14 protein-coding genes are annotated in these 16241 nt (G+C 39.8%); 4 read left to right on the top strand and 10 right to left on the bottom strand.

The window, feature by feature from the left end; translation table 11 throughout:
- Positions 1-18 precede the first annotated feature (18 nt).
- The 4 genes from IC572_RS03660 to ispG all read right to left on the bottom strand — a co-directional run bounded on the left by IC572_RS03660 (position 19) and on the right by ispG (position 5632).
- A complete protein-coding gene (locus tag IC572_RS03660; RefSeq protein ID WP_187855111.1) occupies positions 19-2064 on the bottom strand; it encodes a DUF262 domain-containing protein in 2046 nt (681 codons plus the stop codon).
- A gap of 210 nt (positions 2065-2274) precedes the next feature.
- Positions 2275-3333, bottom strand: coding sequence for a tetratricopeptide repeat protein (locus tag IC572_RS03655; RefSeq protein WP_000914916.1), 1059 nt, complete (start codon positions 3331-3333; stop codon positions 2275-2277).
- A gap of 11 nt (positions 3334-3344) precedes the next feature.
- Complete coding sequence (locus IC572_RS03650; RefSeq protein ID WP_187855110.1) at positions 3345-4550, bottom strand: 2,3,4,5-tetrahydropyridine-2,6-carboxylate N-succinyltransferase; 1206 nt, start codon at positions 4548-4550, stop codon at positions 3345-3347.
- 2 nt (positions 4551-4552) lie between these two features.
- Positions 4553-5632, bottom strand: a complete 1080-nt coding sequence (gene ispG / locus IC572_RS03645) for a flavodoxin-dependent (E)-4-hydroxy-3-methylbut-2-enyl-diphosphate synthase (protein ID WP_000892456.1) — start codon at positions 5630-5632, stop codon at positions 4553-4555.
- Between the two features lie 118 nt (positions 5633-5750).
- Here ispG and IC572_RS03640 point away from each other — a divergent pair, with 118 nt between their 5' ends.
- Genes IC572_RS03640 through IC572_RS03625 form a run of 4 tightly spaced genes read left to right on the top strand, consistent with a single transcriptional unit; the run spans position 5751 to position 10865 of the window.
- Positions 5751-6878 (top strand): succinyldiaminopimelate transaminase, encoded by a 1128-nt coding sequence (locus IC572_RS03640; RefSeq protein WP_187855109.1) that lies wholly within the window; start codon positions 5751-5753, stop codon positions 6876-6878.
- Positions 6871-8220, top strand: a complete 1350-nt coding sequence (gene murC, locus IC572_RS03635; RefSeq protein ID WP_187855108.1) for a UDP-N-acetylmuramate--L-alanine ligase — start codon at positions 6871-6873, stop codon at positions 8218-8220. Before IC572_RS03640 ends, murC begins: the two co-directional genes overlap by 8 nt.
- Entirely contained in the window at positions 8220-8597 is a 378-nt protein-coding gene (locus IC572_RS03630) for a hypothetical protein (protein WP_187855107.1), read from the top strand. The genes murC and IC572_RS03630 overlap by 1 nt, the downstream gene beginning before the upstream one ends.
- Before the next feature lie 18 nt (positions 8598-8615).
- Positions 8616-10865, top strand: coding sequence for an endonuclease MutS2 (locus IC572_RS03625; protein WP_187855106.1), 2250 nt, complete (start codon positions 8616-8618; stop codon positions 10863-10865).
- A 152-nt stretch (positions 10866-11017) separates the two neighbouring features.
- On the opposite strand, the gene ppa is transcribed toward IC572_RS03625, so the two are convergent.
- The 6 genes from ppa to IC572_RS03595 are packed head-to-tail and all read right to left on the bottom strand — an operon-like array spanning position 11018 to position 16234.
- Complete coding sequence (gene ppa / locus IC572_RS03620) at positions 11018-11539, bottom strand: inorganic diphosphatase (protein WP_001047002.1); 522 nt, start codon at positions 11537-11539, stop codon at positions 11018-11020.
- A 55-nt stretch (positions 11540-11594) separates the two neighbouring features.
- A complete protein-coding gene (locus IC572_RS03615; RefSeq protein ID WP_187855105.1) occupies positions 11595-12323 on the bottom strand; it encodes a glycosyltransferase family 25 protein in 729 nt (242 codons plus the stop codon).
- A complete protein-coding gene (locus tag IC572_RS03610; protein ID WP_187855104.1) occupies positions 12275-12907 on the bottom strand; it encodes a glycosyltransferase family 25 protein in 633 nt (210 codons plus the stop codon). The genes IC572_RS03615 and IC572_RS03610 overlap by 49 nt, the downstream gene beginning before the upstream one ends.
- 25 nt (positions 12908-12932) lie before the next feature.
- The gene (locus IC572_RS03605) at positions 12933-13508 is read right to left on the bottom strand and encodes an adenylate kinase (protein WP_100976785.1); all 576 of its coding nucleotides are present in this window, start codon (positions 13506-13508) and stop codon (positions 12933-12935) included.
- A 16-nt stretch (positions 13509-13524) separates the two neighbouring features.
- Positions 13525-15258 (bottom strand): aspartate--tRNA ligase, encoded by a 1734-nt coding sequence (gene aspS, locus IC572_RS03600; RefSeq protein ID WP_187855103.1) that lies wholly within the window; start codon positions 15256-15258, stop codon positions 13525-13527.
- Positions 15259-15292: 34 nt separating this feature from the next.
- Entirely contained in the window at positions 15293-16234 is a 942-nt protein-coding gene (locus tag IC572_RS03595; RefSeq protein WP_187855102.1) for a chemotaxis protein CheW, read from the bottom strand.
- Positions 16235-16241 lie beyond the last annotated feature (7 nt).

Here is a 16241-nt window from a genome sequence, read left to right as displayed (position 1 = left end):
TTTTTGGGGGCTTGTTTGTTACACAATAAAGTCTCTGGGATTAAGCTCGCAACCTAAGATAAGATCCCTAAGATTACTGCCCACCGTTTGGTAACTCGCATTGCTCACAAAGTAGAATCCGTATTTTTCAAAAGGCACAACAAGAGTGCCATCTCTATCCCTTAATTGCGCTTTTGTCTTATCCCAACAAATATATCTTGGCTCTTCATCTGTGTAGCTTTCAAAGGCTTCCCTGGCGTTTTCTAGCAAGTAGTCTATGACAACGCTAGCCAATTCCTTAGCGTTTCTTGCCATGCGCCTTTGATCATTGGGGAGCTTGACGCTTTGAAGATTATGGTTAGTTAAGTCATCATCAAGGGTTTTGTGAAGCTCTCTTATGCGGTATTCTTTAGGCAAATCTTTAAACAATCCCACTTGACAGAATTGATCCGCTAAATATTCGCTCCTGGCCCTCACTTCCTCTATCCCCCAAGAATGGGTGTTATTGATAAAATAGTCGTTTAAATGCAAGGAGCTGTATTCTTCCATAAGCGCAATTTTTTCATCGTAGGATTTGTTACCAAGCTTTTGATTTTGCCCTGATAGGGTTAGATTCCCAAAATTATGGAGGTAGTCTTGCTCAAAAGTGAAATAATCCCCCACCCTATCGCACCATTCTTGGGTGGGGGTTTTGGGGTAGAAATGTTCCACTTCTAGATTTTCTTCTCTTGGCGGTTCGGCGTTGCTTAGCTTTTCTATCTCAAGCAAGATGAATTTGCACACATAATTTGTTGCATAAGCGTTACGCACAAGAAACGCCGCTTTAATGCGATCGTCATTAGGGAACGCCGTTCGTCCAACGCTCTTGCCCAGATACCGCTTCAACGCATCGGCTGAAACATTTTCCCCTAGCTGTCTATATAAGGAATAAAGAACTCTGGTAAGCGTGGGGGAAGAATCTCCGCACACGCTCCGGCGCACATAGTAGCTGGTAAGGATTTGCAAAATTTCATGGAAGTTTTCATAATCCAATTTGCCTTCTTCAAAATCTCTGGCGCAACGCAAAATAAAGGGCTTTGCCACGCCAAATTTGATTTTCACAAGATCCTTAATGCGCAAGCGTAAATTTGCTAACTGCTGCGGATCCCCACGCCCTAAAAAATAATGATCTCTGTCTAAAAAGATTTGATAGATTCTGCCATATTCACGCATATCGCTCATAAGACCTTGTATATCATCAGAGAAATTGTCTCTGTGGTGGGCTTTTAGCGCGTAATACACTTCACGCTCTCCCTCCTTAAATCTATCTTCAAAATAGATTCTTAAATAGGTTTTGATAAAATCATTCAAATCCTTTTCGCCAAGCCAATTTTCTAAAGGCACCCAATAGGTCTCATAAAGGTGTTTTTGTCTGTCAGAATTTTCCCCCATCATCAGGTAGTTGCGGATGAGATCCAGCCCTTTTAATTGCACGCCCGTGGCGTTAATGCTTTCAAACACCACTTGCGGATCGTCTTCGCCTAGCTCTAAGCCTATAGCTACGATTTTAAGCCGCAAAAACGCGCCGTAAATCTCTTCAATGCGATACCCTTTTTCTAGATACTTGTCAAGATCTTTGGTGAAAAATTTATAATTGTCCCTAATGTGTGATACGCCTTGCAGTTCATGCGATCGATTTTGCATGACAAGATCAAAGGCTTCTTTGTCGCTTTTAATGGGCTTTAGGCGTAGCCTTTGTCCTGTAAGATTGAGTAATCCGTCAATCTCTTTTTTTATCTCTTCATTTGGTATCTTGGTCTCTATGGCTTTAAGCAAAAGCATGATGGTGGTAATCCTTTGCTGCCCGTCAATGATGACAAATTCTTGCAGTTTCCTTAAGCTCTTTTCATCATCAATATGATGCAAAATATAAGTGATAGAACCCATGAAATGCGTTTTTTTATTTTGAGAGATATTGATAATATCTTGCAGTAATTTTTCACAATTTTCTTCTTCCCAAGTGTAGTTCCTCTGGTATACAGGGATAGAAAATATCGTGCCTGTTAAGGCAAAAAAGTCGTTAATGGTGCTTTCTTTCGCTTTCATCGCTTTTCCTTTTGAGTGAGATTATCATTGCACCGAGTATTAAATCAAAAAAAAAAGATAGCTTAAATTTGTGAAAAAACCGCAATTTGTGGCTGAATTTATCCCAAAAAGACAAAAGAGCTTTGCGCAAAGCAAGTAGTAATCTCTTAAAAATGCGATCTTTAGGGGGGTTTAGTTAATGGGAGCGAGAATGATTTCAAAATACCCCTGCTAGGGTATCTCATAAGAATTGTATGGCATGAACAAGCGCCCGTAATTAGGATTCACGCGCAATAAATGCTCTTTGAAATTCCCGTAATTACGACAGCTTGACTCAAAACCATTATCGCATGCATACGAGAACAAATCCAAAGCCCTTTGATCGTCTTGAGGCACGCCTAAGCCCTTTTGATACAGCACGCCTAAATTGTTACAGCTCCCCAAAATCCCCCCATCGCATGCCATTTGAAAATACTTCGCCGCATAGTGGTTATTCAACGGAGCCCCTAAATCCCCATTCGCATAAATCCAGCCTAAATTCGCGCACCCCATCATGTCCCCAGCGTTACAAGCCAAATAATTCAAATCCACTTGACTGAGTTGGGCTTTATCAATACCATAAATATTATTCACGTTAGACATCAAGCCCAAATTGTAGCACCCCATATCATTCCCGTTTTCGCATGAAAATTTATAATAACCCATCGCTTTGTAATAATCTTTTGGGACCCCACTCCCATTAGCAAACATCCACCCCAAATTATTGCATGCGAGCATGTCCCCCCCTTGACAAGCCACCGCATACAATTGCAAGGCGTTTTCTTTATCGTTTGAATCAGCGTTTTTCTTATTTTCATACATCTGCGCTAAATTCGCACAAGCGGTCGCATCGCCCCCACTGCAACCCATTTCATAATAGCGAGCGGCTTTTAGTCTGTTGGTTTGGATCCCTACCCCATTAGCATACATCGCCCCCACTGCAAAACACCCGGCCGCATTACCGTTATCGCACGATTGGGAAAAAAGCTTAAAAGCCCCTTGATAATCGCCCTTTTTAGCCAAATCAATACCGGCAGAAAGCTCGGTTTGAGCGTTTTCAGGCGATCCTAATTTGTCTAACAGATTGGAGTTATCGTTTTTAGGGGTGATTTGGGTGTTAGGGTTTGGCGCACCCTTTGCGTTAGCAGGGTTTAATTCAGGGGGCGTGTTTTTTGGGGCTTGATTGTTTTCTTCAGCGCCGCTAAGCTGTAAGATTAAAAAAACAAGCCATAACAAACTTTTTTTGAGCATTCTTTTAATCCTTAATGCAGGTTTTGATTCAACTCAATTTTTTTCACGCTCCTAAAAGCGATCAGCTTGCCATTTTGGCTATTGGAACGAAAATGCACGCCATTTTTACCCGAAAGCTCCTTGCCTTTGTAAAGGTTGTTCGCATGCTTTTCTAAAACGCTATTCACTTCTAAAAGCTTTTTAAACTCATTTTCTTCAATTTCTATCACGCTCCCAGCTAAAATCGCAACGCCTGCATCCACAATACAGCCATCGCCTAAACTAATGCCGGTAACGCTATTAGCCCCTAGCAAACAATTTTTCCCAATGCTAATAGGATTATTATTCCCTCCGCTTAAAACGCCTAAAACGCTCGCTCCCCCACCAATATCAGTGCCTGCTCCAACCACCACTGATGAAGAAATACGCCCCTCATTCATGCACACTCCCATAGCCCCTGCGTTAAAATTCACATAACTCGCCCCGGGCATTTGGGTATAACCTCCGGTCCCTAAATACGCCCCAAAGCGCGTTTTTGAGCTATCCAGTAAGCGGATATTATCAAATTCAGGGATTAATTGCATCAAATAGCGCGGGAATTTATCTATAAAATCAATGCTAGGGAAATTGCCTCGCATTTTTAAAGCCACTTCGTTCGTTCTAAGCCATTCTAATTCATAAGGCTTGTTGCCGCTCCAAGCCGCATTAGAAAGTTGGTTAAAAATGCCCTCTAAATTCAAACTCCTCAAAGGGGCTTTCCCTAAAGAAAGCGCTAAAAGTTTCATATACGCGCTCTCCACGCTCTCGCAAGGCTTATCTTCATACAAGATCACCAAGCGATAAAAAGACTCCCCCTTATTATTTTTCAAACGATTTTCTTCTAAAGCCTTTAAAAGCTCTAAAACCACTTGGATATTCTTATGAGCCATTTTATTAGAGTAGGCTTCATTCAAAAAGGGCGTGTAAAACTCTAGCGCTTTTAACACAAAACTTTCATCAATCTCAACGACGCGCTCGCTCGCGCTCTCTTTTAGGATTTTGTCTTTAGAAAATGAGTTACAAAACACCGCATAAGAGCCTAGATTTTCCTCTTTCCAGTTCAAAACGGGGTAAGTGGCGCATAAAATCTTTTTGGAAATAGGGGCAATATCCACTCTGGCAATGCCAAAACCTAAAGGCTCTTTATAGTTACTAGATTGCTGGTAGTTGCTCACAAAATTTTTAAATTTATTCATCATGCCTAATCCTTTAAACTTTTTTCTCTTTCTTTAGCTAAATTTTCCACTTCTATGACAAAAGTTTCAAACAAATCCTTTTCAGCCAATTTGTGAATGACTTTACCCTCTTTAATGATCAAACCGCTGCGATTCCCAAAAGCGATCGCCATGTCTGCGTGTTTGGCTTCACCTAAAGCGTTCACCACACAGCCCATCACGCTAATGTCTAAAGGGGTTTTAATGTGGCTTAAGCGTTTTTCTACCTTGCTCGCCATATCCACTAAATTGGCTTCAATGCGCCCGCAAGTGGGGCAAGAAATCCAATTAATCCCCTCTTTCAAACGCCCGCTATGGCGTAAAATCGCTCTAGCCACTTTGATTTCATTTTCTAATTCCCCTGTGATGGATACGCGCATCGTATCCCCAATGCCCTCCATTAAAAGCCCCCCTAAAGCCATGGCGGATTTGATACTGGAGCTAAAAAGATTCCCTGCTTCAGTAACCCCCAAATGGAAAGGATAGATCACAAGAGGGCGTAACATTCTATAAGCTTCTATGGTGCGCATCACATCGCTCGCTTTTAAAGAAATCTTAAAATCAGTAAAATCCAAATCTTCTAAAAGTTTGGCGTTATACAAAGCGCTTTCTACCATGCCTTTTGGGGTGGGTCCGTATTTTTGATCAAACTGCTTTTCTAAACTCCCGGCATTCACGCCAATTCTTATAGGAATGTTTTTTTCTTTACAAGCATCAACCACCGCTTTGATTTTGTCTTTAGAGCCGATGTTTCCGGGGTTAATCCTTATCGCATCCACGCTTTGAGCGGCAATGAGAGCGAATTTATAATGGAAATGGATATCAGCGATTAAAGGCAAAGGAGACACTTTTTTCAATTCTTTTAAGGCCAGGGCGTCCTTTTCATTACTCACCGCCACCCTCACCAAATCAGCCCCGGCGAGTTTGAGTCGGTCAATTTGATTTTTAGTGCTTTCAATATCAGCGGTTTTACTAAAGGTCATGCTTTGCGTGCTTATGGGAGCATCACCCCCTATGGCGACGCCACCGATAAAAATTTGCTTGGTCTTAACTCTATTTTCTAGCATCAAACCTCTTCATCAGTTAAATTCTTATGCGCTATTATACTCTTTCTTAATGGTTTCATACCATAACGCTTAAATTTTAGGTAAGATTAACCATTCCATTTTAAATTAAAGTAGCCCTATGACTTTTGAGCCATATCCTTTTGAACGATTGAGAGCCTTGTTTAAAGAGATCACCCCTAAAAAAAAGGGGTTGGATTTAGGCATCGGCGAGCCGCGATTTGAAACGCCCAAATTCATTCAAGATGCTCTTAAAAATCACGCCCATTCGCTCAATATCTACCCTAAAAGCGCGTTTGAAGAGGGTTTGAGGGCGGCTCAAAAGGGTTTTTTTAAACGCCGTTTTAAGATAGAATTGAAAGAAAACGAATTAGTTTCCACGCTAGGATCTAGGGAAGTGTTATTCAATTTCCCTAGTTTTGTTTTATTTGATTATCCAAACCCCACTATCGCCTACCCTAACCCCTTTTATCAAATCTATGAAGGATCAGCCCAATTCGCTAGAGCTAAAAGCCTTTTAATGCCTTTAGTTAAAGAAAATGATTTCACTCCAAGCTTGAATGAAAAAGAGTTGCAAGAAGTGGATTTAGTGATCTTAAATTCCCCTAACAACCCCACCGGAAGAACCCTTTCTTTAGAAGAATTGATCGCTTGGGTCAGACTCGCTTTAAAACATGATTTTATTTTAATTAATGATGAATGTTATAGTGAAATTTATGAAAACACGCCTCCCCATTCGCTTTTAGAAGCTTGCATGCTGGCTGGTAATGAAGCGTTCAAAAATGTTTTGGTTATCCATTCGCTCTCCAAACGATCTAGCGCTCCAGGCCTAAGGAGTGGTTTTATCGCTGGGGATAGCAGCCTTTTAGAAAAATACAAAGCGTTTCGCACCTATTTAGGCTATACGAGCGCTAATGCGATCCAAAAGGCTAGTGAAGCGGCTTGGCTAGATGATAGGCATGCAGAATTTTTCCGCAATATTTATGCGAATAATTTGAAACTGGCGCGAAAAATCTTTAAAGACACGCTCATTTATCCTTATAGTTTTTATGTGTATCTGCCTGTTAAAGATGGCGAAAATTTTGCCAAAAGACTTTATCAAAACGAAGGCATTATTACTTTACCGGCTTTGTATTTAGGGCGTAATCGTATCGGCGCTGACTATGTGCGTTTAGCCCTTGTCTATGACACTCCCCTTTTAGAAAAGCCTTTAGAAATCATAGAAACTTATCGAGAAAATCATGCTTGAAACCCCAAAAGTTTTACTCAAAAACTTACAAGATTGCAAGATCCATTTTATCGGTATAGGGGGGATTGGCATTTCAGGCTTAGCCAAATACCTTAAAGCGCAAGGGGCTAAGATCAGCGGATCTGATATTGCCATAAGCCCTAGCGTTAAGTATTTGAAAGCTTTAGGCGTAGAGATTAATATCCCGCATGATCCAAAGGCAATCAACCATCAAGATGTCATCATCCATTCAGCCATTATCAAAGAAGACAATACCGAAATACAAAGGGCTAAGGAATTAGAAATCCCTATTTTGTCTCGTAAAGACGCTTTGTATTCTATCCTTAAAGACAAGCGTGTTTTTAGCGTGTGCGGGGCTCATGGAAAAAGCAGTATCACGGCCATGTTGAGCGCGATTTGCCCCGCTTTTGGAGCGATTATTGGGGCGCATTCTAAAGAGTTTGATTCCAATGTGCGAGAGAGTGCGGATATGAGCTTGGTTTTTGAAGCCGATGAAAGCGATTCAAGTTTTTTATTTTCCAACCCTTTTTGCGCGATTGTGCCTAACACCGAGCCAGAACATTTGGAACATTATGATCACGATTTAGAGTGCTTTTTCTTCGCTTATGAATATTTTTTAGACCATGCTCAAAAAAGAGTGATCTATAAAGAAGATCCTTTTTTAAAAAACTATTCTAAAGATGCTATTACTTTAGAAAAAAAAGACATTTATAATATCCAATACATTTTAAAAGACGGCGAGCCTTACACTTCATTTGAATTGAAAGATTTGGGGACTTTTTTGGTGTGGGGGTTAGGCGAACACAACGCTACGAATGCGAGTTTGGCCATTTTAAGCGCTTTAGATGAATTGCATTTAGAAGAAATTAGAAATAATTTATTGAATTTCAAAGGCATTAAAAAACGCTTTGATATTTTGCAAAAAAACGCGCTCATCCTCATTGATGATTACGCCCACCACCCTACTGAAATTAACGCCACTTTAAAAAGCGCTAGGATTTATGCTAACTTATTGAACACGCAAGAAAAAATTATTGTGATCTGGCAAGCGCACAAATATTCCCGCTTAATGGATAATTTAGAAGAATTTAAAAAATGTTTTTTAGAGCATTGCGACAGATTGATCATTTTACCCGTTTATAGCGCGAGTGAAGTTAAAAGAGACATTGATTTGAAAGCCCATTTTAAGCATTATAACCCCACCTTTATAGACAGGGTGCGTAAAAAAGGGGATTTTTTAGAGCTCTTAGTCAATGATAATGTGGTAGAAACGATTGAAAAAGGCTTTGTGATAGGCTTTGGAGCGGGGGATATTACCTATCAATTGAGAGGCGAAATGTAATGGGTGCAGCGGTTGTTTTATTTTTAACGCTAATTTTATTGTTTTTAGTGTTAAGGGATTTTGGTTTAGCAAGCCCTAAACAAAAGATTTTAGCTTTTGTAATCGTGGGGATTATAGGAGCGAGCATCAGCGTTTATACTTACAAGCAAAACCAGCAAAACCAACAAGAGATCGCTTTGCAAAGAGCGTTTTTAAGGGGGGAAACTTTGTTGTGTAAAGGCATTAAAGTGAATAACCAAACCTTTAATTTAGTGAGCGGGACTTTGAGCTTTTTAGGCAAAAAACAAACCCCTATGAAAGACGTTCTTGTGGATTTGGATTCTTGTCAGACGCTTCAAAAAGATCCCTTAATCCAACCCCCAATGAACCCCCAATGAACCCCCAATGAACCCCCGATGAATAATAATAATAATACCCTACCCAAACCCCTAGAAGAAAGCCTGGATTTAAAAGAGTTTATCGCTCTTTTTAAAACCTTTTTTGCCAAAGAAAGAGATACTATTGCTTTAGAAAACGATCTCAAGCAAACTTTCACTTATTTAAACGAAGTGGATGCGATCGGTTTGCCTACCCCTAAAAGCGTGAAAGAAAGCGATCTTATTGTCATCAAACTCACCAAATTAGGGACGCTCCATTTAGATGAAATTGATGAGATTGTCAAACGATTGCGCTACATTGTCGTTTTACAAAACGCTTTTAAACCTTTCACGCATTTAAAATTTCATGAACGCCTTAACGCCATTATTTTACCCCCTTTTTTTAATGATTTGATCGCTTTATTAGATGATGAAGGAAAGATCAAACAAGGGGCTAACGCTACCCTAGACGCTTTGAATGAAAGCTTGAACCGCCTTAAAAAAGAGAGCGTAAAAATCATTCATCATTATGCTCGCTCTAAAGAGCTTGCTCCTTATTTAGTGGATACGCAAAGCCACCTTAAGCATGGCTATGAATGCCTTTTATTGAAAAGCGGGTTTTCTAGTGCGATTAAAGGCGTTGTGCTAGAAAGGAGCGCTAATGGTTATTTCTATCTTTTGCCTGAAAGCGCGCAAAAAATCGCCCAAAAAATCGCACAAATTGGTAATGAAATAGATTGCTGTATTGTTGAAATGTGTCAAACTCTAAGCTGTAGCTTGCAAAAACACCTTTTATTTTTAAAATTCCTTTTCAAAGAATTTGATTTTTTAGACAGCTTGCAAGCCAGACTCAATTTCGCTAAAACCTACAATTTAGAATTTGTCATGCCAAGCTTTACGCAAAAAAAAATGATTTTAGAAAACTTTTCGCACCCCATTTTGAAAGAGCCAAAGCCCTTAAATTTGAAGTTTGAAAAATCCATGCTCGCTGTTACTGGCGTGAATGCGGGCGGGAAAACCATGCTCTTAAAATCGCTTTTAAGCGCGGCTTTTTTGAGCAAGCACCTCATTCCTATGAAAATCAACGCCCATCATTCCATTATCCCCTATTTCAAAGAAATCCACGCCATTATTAATGACCCTCAAAACAGCGCGAACAATATCTCTACTTTTGCAGGCAGAATGAAGCAATTTAGCGCTCTTTTATCCAAAGAAAACATGCTTTTAGGCGTTGATGAAATTGAGCTAGGGACTGACGCTGATGAAGCGAGCAGCTTGTATAAAACCCTGTTAGAAAAATTGCTCAAACAAAACAACCAAATCATTATCACCACACACCACAAACGCTTGAGCGTGTTGATGGCAGAAAACAAGGAAGTGGAATTACTGGCCGCTCTTTATGACGAAGAAAAAGAACGGCCCACTTACACTTTTTTAAAAGGGGTTATTGGCAAAAGCTATGCGTTTGAAACCGCTTTACGCTATGGCGTGCCGCATTTTTTGATTGAAAAAGCGAAAGCTTTCTATGGCGAAGATAAGGAAAAATTGAATGTTTTGATTGAAAATTCCAGCGCGCTAGAAAGGGAATTGAAGCAAAAAAATGAAAGCTTAGAGGACGCTTTAAAAGAGCAAGAAGATTTAAAAAACGCATGGCTTTTGGAAATGGAAAAACAAAAAGAAATCTTTCACCATAAAAAATTGGAATTGGAAAAATCCTACCAACAAGCCCTAAATATCTTAAAAAGCGAAGTCGCTTCAAAAGATACCAGCTCCATGCATAAAGAAATCCATAAAGCGAGCGAGATTTTAAACAGGCATAAAACAGACCAGGAAATCCCACAAATCATAACAAGCTTTCAAATTAACGAAAAAGCGCGCTATAAAAATGAAAGCGTGATGGTTATACAAATTTTAGACAAGGGCTATTATTTGGTAGAAACCGAGCTTGGCATGCGTTTGAAAGCGCATGGGAGTTGGTTGAAAAAAATCCAAAAACCCTCTAAAAACAAATTCAAACCCCCTAAAACCATCGTTCCTAAACCCAAAGAAGCGAGCTTGCGCCTTGATTTAAGAGGGCAACGCAGCGAAGAAGCCCTGGATTTATTAGACGCTTTTTTAAACGATGCGCTTTTAGGGGGCTTTGAAGAAGTGCTGATTTGCCATGGCAAGGGGAGCGGGATTTTAGAAAAGTTTGTGAAAGAATTTCTAAAAAACCACCCTAAAGTGGTGAGCTTTAGCGACGCTCCCATTAATTTAGGCGGCAGTGGGGTTAAAATCGTTAAATTGTAGTTTTTGGTGCTTGTTTGATTGGAATTGATACAAAAATCCGCTTTTAAACTACCCTAAAGCCATTTTATACCAACGATCAATGAGGACAAAGCCTTTTTAAAAGAGCGTTAAAAAGGGGTTTAAGCTCAATTGAGCCAAAACCCTTAAAATCTTTAGCCTTGATAGGCTTTTATCGCTTTCTCTAAAACCTTAATCGCGCTCTCTTTGTTTTCAAACCCCTTGACTTTCACCCATTTATTAGGCTCTAAATCCTTGTAAGTTTCAAAAAAATGCTTGATTTTATCTAAAGTGTGTTTGGATAAATCATCAATATCTTTGACATAGGAATGCGTGGGATCAATCTTATCTATGGGCAGAGCGAGTAATTTTTCATCCATTCCGCTTTCATCTTCCATGTTCAACACCCCAACCAAGCGCGCTTTCACCACGCTCCCAGCTTGAAAAGCCACATCGCTTAAAACCAGCGCATCTACAGGGTCGCCATCAGATCCTAAAGTGTTAGGCACAAAGCCGTAATTCGCGGGGTAATTTTGCGCTCCATAAAGCACCCTATCCACCATTAAAGCCCCGCTTTCTTTATCCAATTCATACTTGATATTAGAATGCTTGGATATTTCAATCACCACGCACAAAGAATCAGCGTCATGGCTCACTTCTAATTGGTCTAAATTCATTGCAATCTCCTTTGAATAATAAAAAAGACTTATTCTAACATAAAGCCCGCTCTTTTTAAACCTCTTTAGGGGTTTTTAAAGGAGCGTATCGTCTGCTGTATTTGTGAAAGGCTTTTAAGCACTTTCTAGTGTTTAATTGATCATAAAGAAGATTATCCAAGTAAGACTTTTTAGGGCCGCTCAATGAAATGTCGGATTTTTTTAGATTTTGGATGGTGCTGATTTTGCAATGCTTGTTCAAAGAAACAGGCAAAGGCAAGTAAGTAAGAGTAGCGACATCATGGTAAGTGGGGTTGTTTATGAACATATCCACCGGCTCTATGATCTTGAAACGCTCTGTGGCCTCTATAAAAGTTTTAGCTCCTTTAGGCGTGATATAGTATCCTGCCGTAGAAGCCACATACACGCTAGTGAGGTAAAAATGCTCTAAAAATAGCGCTTCTTTTTCATTATCAGCACGCCTTTCCCAAAAGGTCTCTTTGATGTTTGTTTCTTTTGCCAGTAAGGATTCGTATTTTCCCATGAGTTCGTCGTATTTTCCCATGAGTTCGTCGTATTTTCCCATGAGTTCGTCGTATTTTCCCATGAGATCATCGTATTTTCCCATGAGATCATCGTATTTTGCCACGACATCCTTATACACTTCTGTCCGAGCTAAAATATTTCCAATAAAGCGGTTGAGTTTTCTTTTAATTTTTCTAAAAACCATTGGATTAAAAGAGGTTTTTTGGGGCGCTATTTTGCAAGGCTCAGATAGTTCTTTAGGGTCTTGTTGCGTTTCCATAATAAAGTCTTGTTGCGCATCTTGCGTGGGATTGGGGGGGGGGGGGTAACTTCATAATTTTCAATAGGCACTTCAGCTTCTTTAGTCTTTGCATGATCTTCAATGGGTGTCTCTCCCATAGATTCTACAGCATCTCTCTCTAAGGGGAGCGTGCACAAATTGGTTTTATGAAAATTCCAATACCACCCAAAAAGCTTGACAAAATCAAAAGGGCTTTTCAAGCAATCTTCTAAGGCTTGCATGAAATTAGACTCTAGCGCTACATCATCTTCTAAAATAACGACCGGTTGGTTTAATTTAACGCATTCTTTCCACAAAAGATAATGGCTTAAATAGCACCCAAATTCTTGGGGTAACAATTCTCCACAACACCAATCAGAATGGAACCAATCGGATTTTAACATGCTTTGTGCATCATAAAACTCTTGAACGAATTTTTCAAAATCTTCGTGTTTAGGGCTAATAGCGTCAAAGATTTGGAAAACGCAACGGCCTTTAAATTTTTCATTGGATTCTGAAACGAGTCTTTCAGTATCCAAACGCCTTTGACTTTCTTTTAAAGAAATGATATAGACACCAATCACAGATTATTCTCCTTAAGAGCGCATTTTAATTCGCAAAAGACAAAATATATTTTTGCATTTCATTCACGATTTCTTCAATGCTTCTTTCGCCATTGATGATTTTATGCAAACGCTTAGCCTTGTAGAAGTTTTGGATTGCAACTAAAGGGTCTAAAAACACCCGCATGCGGTTATGAAACACGACTTCATTATCATCAGCCCCCCTAGAGCGCCCTAAAACCCTTTCTTTAGCGGTGTTTTCACTCACTTCTACTTCAATCACGCTTTTTAAGATCACTTCGTTTTGAGCGTTCAATTCCTTATCCAAAGCCTGCATTTGTTCCACGCTCCTAGGATAGCCATCAATTAAAATGATCCCTTTACTAGAGCTTTTAATCGCTGCAAGGATCGTTTCTACCACAATTTCTAAAGGCACTAATTCGCCTTGAGAAGTGAATTTCTCAATCAATAAGCCTCGCTCGGTCTTTTTAGCGCTCTCAGCCCTGAGTAAATCCCCGGTAGAAAAATGAGCGATTGTTTCGCTGTTATTCTTAGCGATAAGCTCTGCATCAGTGGTTTTACCACTCCCTGGGGCTCCAATGATCAAAAATAGTTGTTTCATATCATATCCTTTTAAATTATTTTCTCAAGCGAATGTGTAATTCCCTTAGTTGCTCTTCATTAATGGGGCTAGGCGCATCAGTCAATAAGCATGAAGCTTTTTGCGTTTTAGGGAAAGCGATCACATCTCTAATGCTATTGGATTTGGTCATTAGCATGATCAAGCGATCAAATCCTATCGCAAAGCCTCCATGAGGAGGAGCGCCAAACTTTAGCGCTTCTAATAAAAAGCCAAATTTTTTTTGCGCTTCTTCTTCATGGATATTGATTTTTTCAAAGACTTTTTTTTGCATTTCTTCTTTATGGATCCTTATGCTCCCCCCACCAAGCTCCACGCCATTAAGCACCACATCATACGCATGCGCTTCAACCTCTTCTATATCTTCGCATTCTATATTTTTAGGCATCGTAAAAGGGTGGTGTGCGGCATGATAGCCGTTTTCGGTTTTTTCAAACATGGGGAAATTGACCACCCATAAGAAGTTCAAAGCGTCTTTATCAATCAAATCAAGCGTTTCAGCCACTTTTAAGCGCAAGCGCCCCATGTAATCTAACACGATTTTTTTATCCCCGGCTCCAAAAAAGACAATATCCCCAACTTGCGCATCAGTCCTTTCTAAAATACTCTTAAGCCCCTTTTCACTTAAAAATTTAACTAAAGGCCCTTTAATCTCATTTTCTTTAATTTGCAAATACGCTAAGCCTTTAGCCCCAAATTGGCGCACAAATTCTTCTAATTCTTTTAAAACGCTGCGGCTAAAAAGCGCATCAGCCCCCTTAACGTTCAAAGCTTTAATGCGTTTGTTTTTAGGATCTTGCGCGATATTAGAAAAAATAGCGTTTGAGCTGTCCATAAAACAATCCCCCACTTCTATTAAAGGCAATTCAAAGCGTAAATCCGGCTTATCGCTCCCGTAATTTTCCATCGCTTCCTTATAGGGCATGCGTTTAAAAGGTTTAGAAATAGTATGCCCAATCGCTTTAAAAATCTCTTGCAACAAATCTTCCACCACGCCCATCACATCATTTTCGCTACAAAAACTCATTTCCGCATCAATTTGCGTGAATTCTGGCTGCCTGTCCGCTCTTAGATCTTCATCTCTAAAGCAACGAGCGATTTGAAAATACCTATCCATTCCCCCCACCATTAAAAGCTGTTTGAACAATTGCGGGCTTTGAGGGAGTGCGAAAAATTCGCCCTCATGCACCCTACTTGGCACTAAATAATCCCTAGCCCCCTCAGGCGTGGTTTTAGACAAAATGGGGGTTTCAATCTCTAAAAAACCCTTTTGGGCTAAAGCGTTACGAGCGATTAAAGCCACTTCGCTGCGCAATTTAAAGATTTCATAAGCGTTCAAAGAGCGCAAATCCAAATAGCGGTATTTCAAGCGCAAATCCTCATTCACATGTTTGTTGCCAATTTCAATCGGTGGGGTAGCGCTTTTATTTTCAATGACTAATTCTTCTAAAACAATTTCAATTTTACCGGTCTTTAGTTTAGGGTTTTCTAACCCGGGCCCTCTTAAACGCGCTTTTCCTTTAGCCACTAGCACAAATTCACTCCTAACTTCTAAAGCCTTTTCATAAGCCTTAGAGCTAGGATCACAGACCAGTTGCACTAAACCGCTTTTATCCCTTAAATCAATAAAAACCACGCCTCCATGGTCTCTATAAGTGTTACACCACCCGGCCACTTTGATGGTTTTACCCACATCTTTTTCACTAATTTCTGCACAGAAATGACTTCGCATGTTTTATCCCTTTAAATTAAAACAAAAATTAAATTTATGAAAGCGTTTTTTTAAGCATTTCATGGATTTCAAGAATGTTAGATTTTACCACAAAACCATCCGCTTCTAAAGATTGGGCTAACTGGCGGTTAGAATCGCTGCTCATGGACGAATTGATAATCACAGGAAGATGCTCAGTCCTGTGATCAGCTTTAATGGTTTTTAACACTTCAAACCCTGAAATAACAGGCATTTCTAAATCCGTAATGACCACGCCGACTTGTTGGTAATGTTCTTTTTCATACAAATAACCCAACAATTCCCTCCCGTTTGGAAAGGCTAAATAACGCAATTCTAAAGTTTGAACGATCTTTTCTAGGGTTTTAAGAGCGCTTAAGGAATCTTCAGCGATTAAAATGAGTTTTTGGCTTTGAATGGCTTCTATGCAACGCAAAGTCAAATCGTCTAAATCCTTCAAGCTAGGGAAAACATCGCTAATCATTTTTTCCACATCCAAGATCTGCACCACTCGTTCTTCATCAAAACGAGCGATAGCGCTAAGCTTGCCCTCTTCATTAATGCCTTGTTTGTCCCCGGCGCTAATCTCATTCCAATTTTTATGAATGATCCTTTCAATTTTTAAAACCTTTAGAGCGATGGAATGGTTAGAAAAATGGCACACGATCACCAAATTATGGTTATCTTTAACGCTGCATTCTTTTAGATCACGGCTCGGATCATTAGCGTTATAATGCAACCACCTTTTCACATCCACTAAAGGAATGGATTCGCCCCTAACGCTAAGAAACCCAAGCATCACGCCATCGCTCCCCCCAAGAATCTCTGTAACTTCTCCGTCATAATGGATAATTTCTCGGATCTTAAAAATATTCATGCCATAAAGCTGGGCGTCTTTTTTTTCATCTAATCTAAAGCACAGAAACTGCGCTTCGTTGTTTAAGTGTAACGAAGTCGTTTTGTCAATATCTCTTACCACCTATTTT

The organism is Helicobacter pylori (assembly GCF_014496485.1).
GTDB classification, from domain to species: domain Bacteria; phylum Campylobacterota; class Campylobacteria; order Campylobacterales; family Helicobacteraceae; genus Helicobacter; species Helicobacter pylori_DD.
The sequence above is the reverse complement of the archived record's forward strand: the minus strand, read 5'-3'. Positions and strand labels throughout refer to the sequence as shown.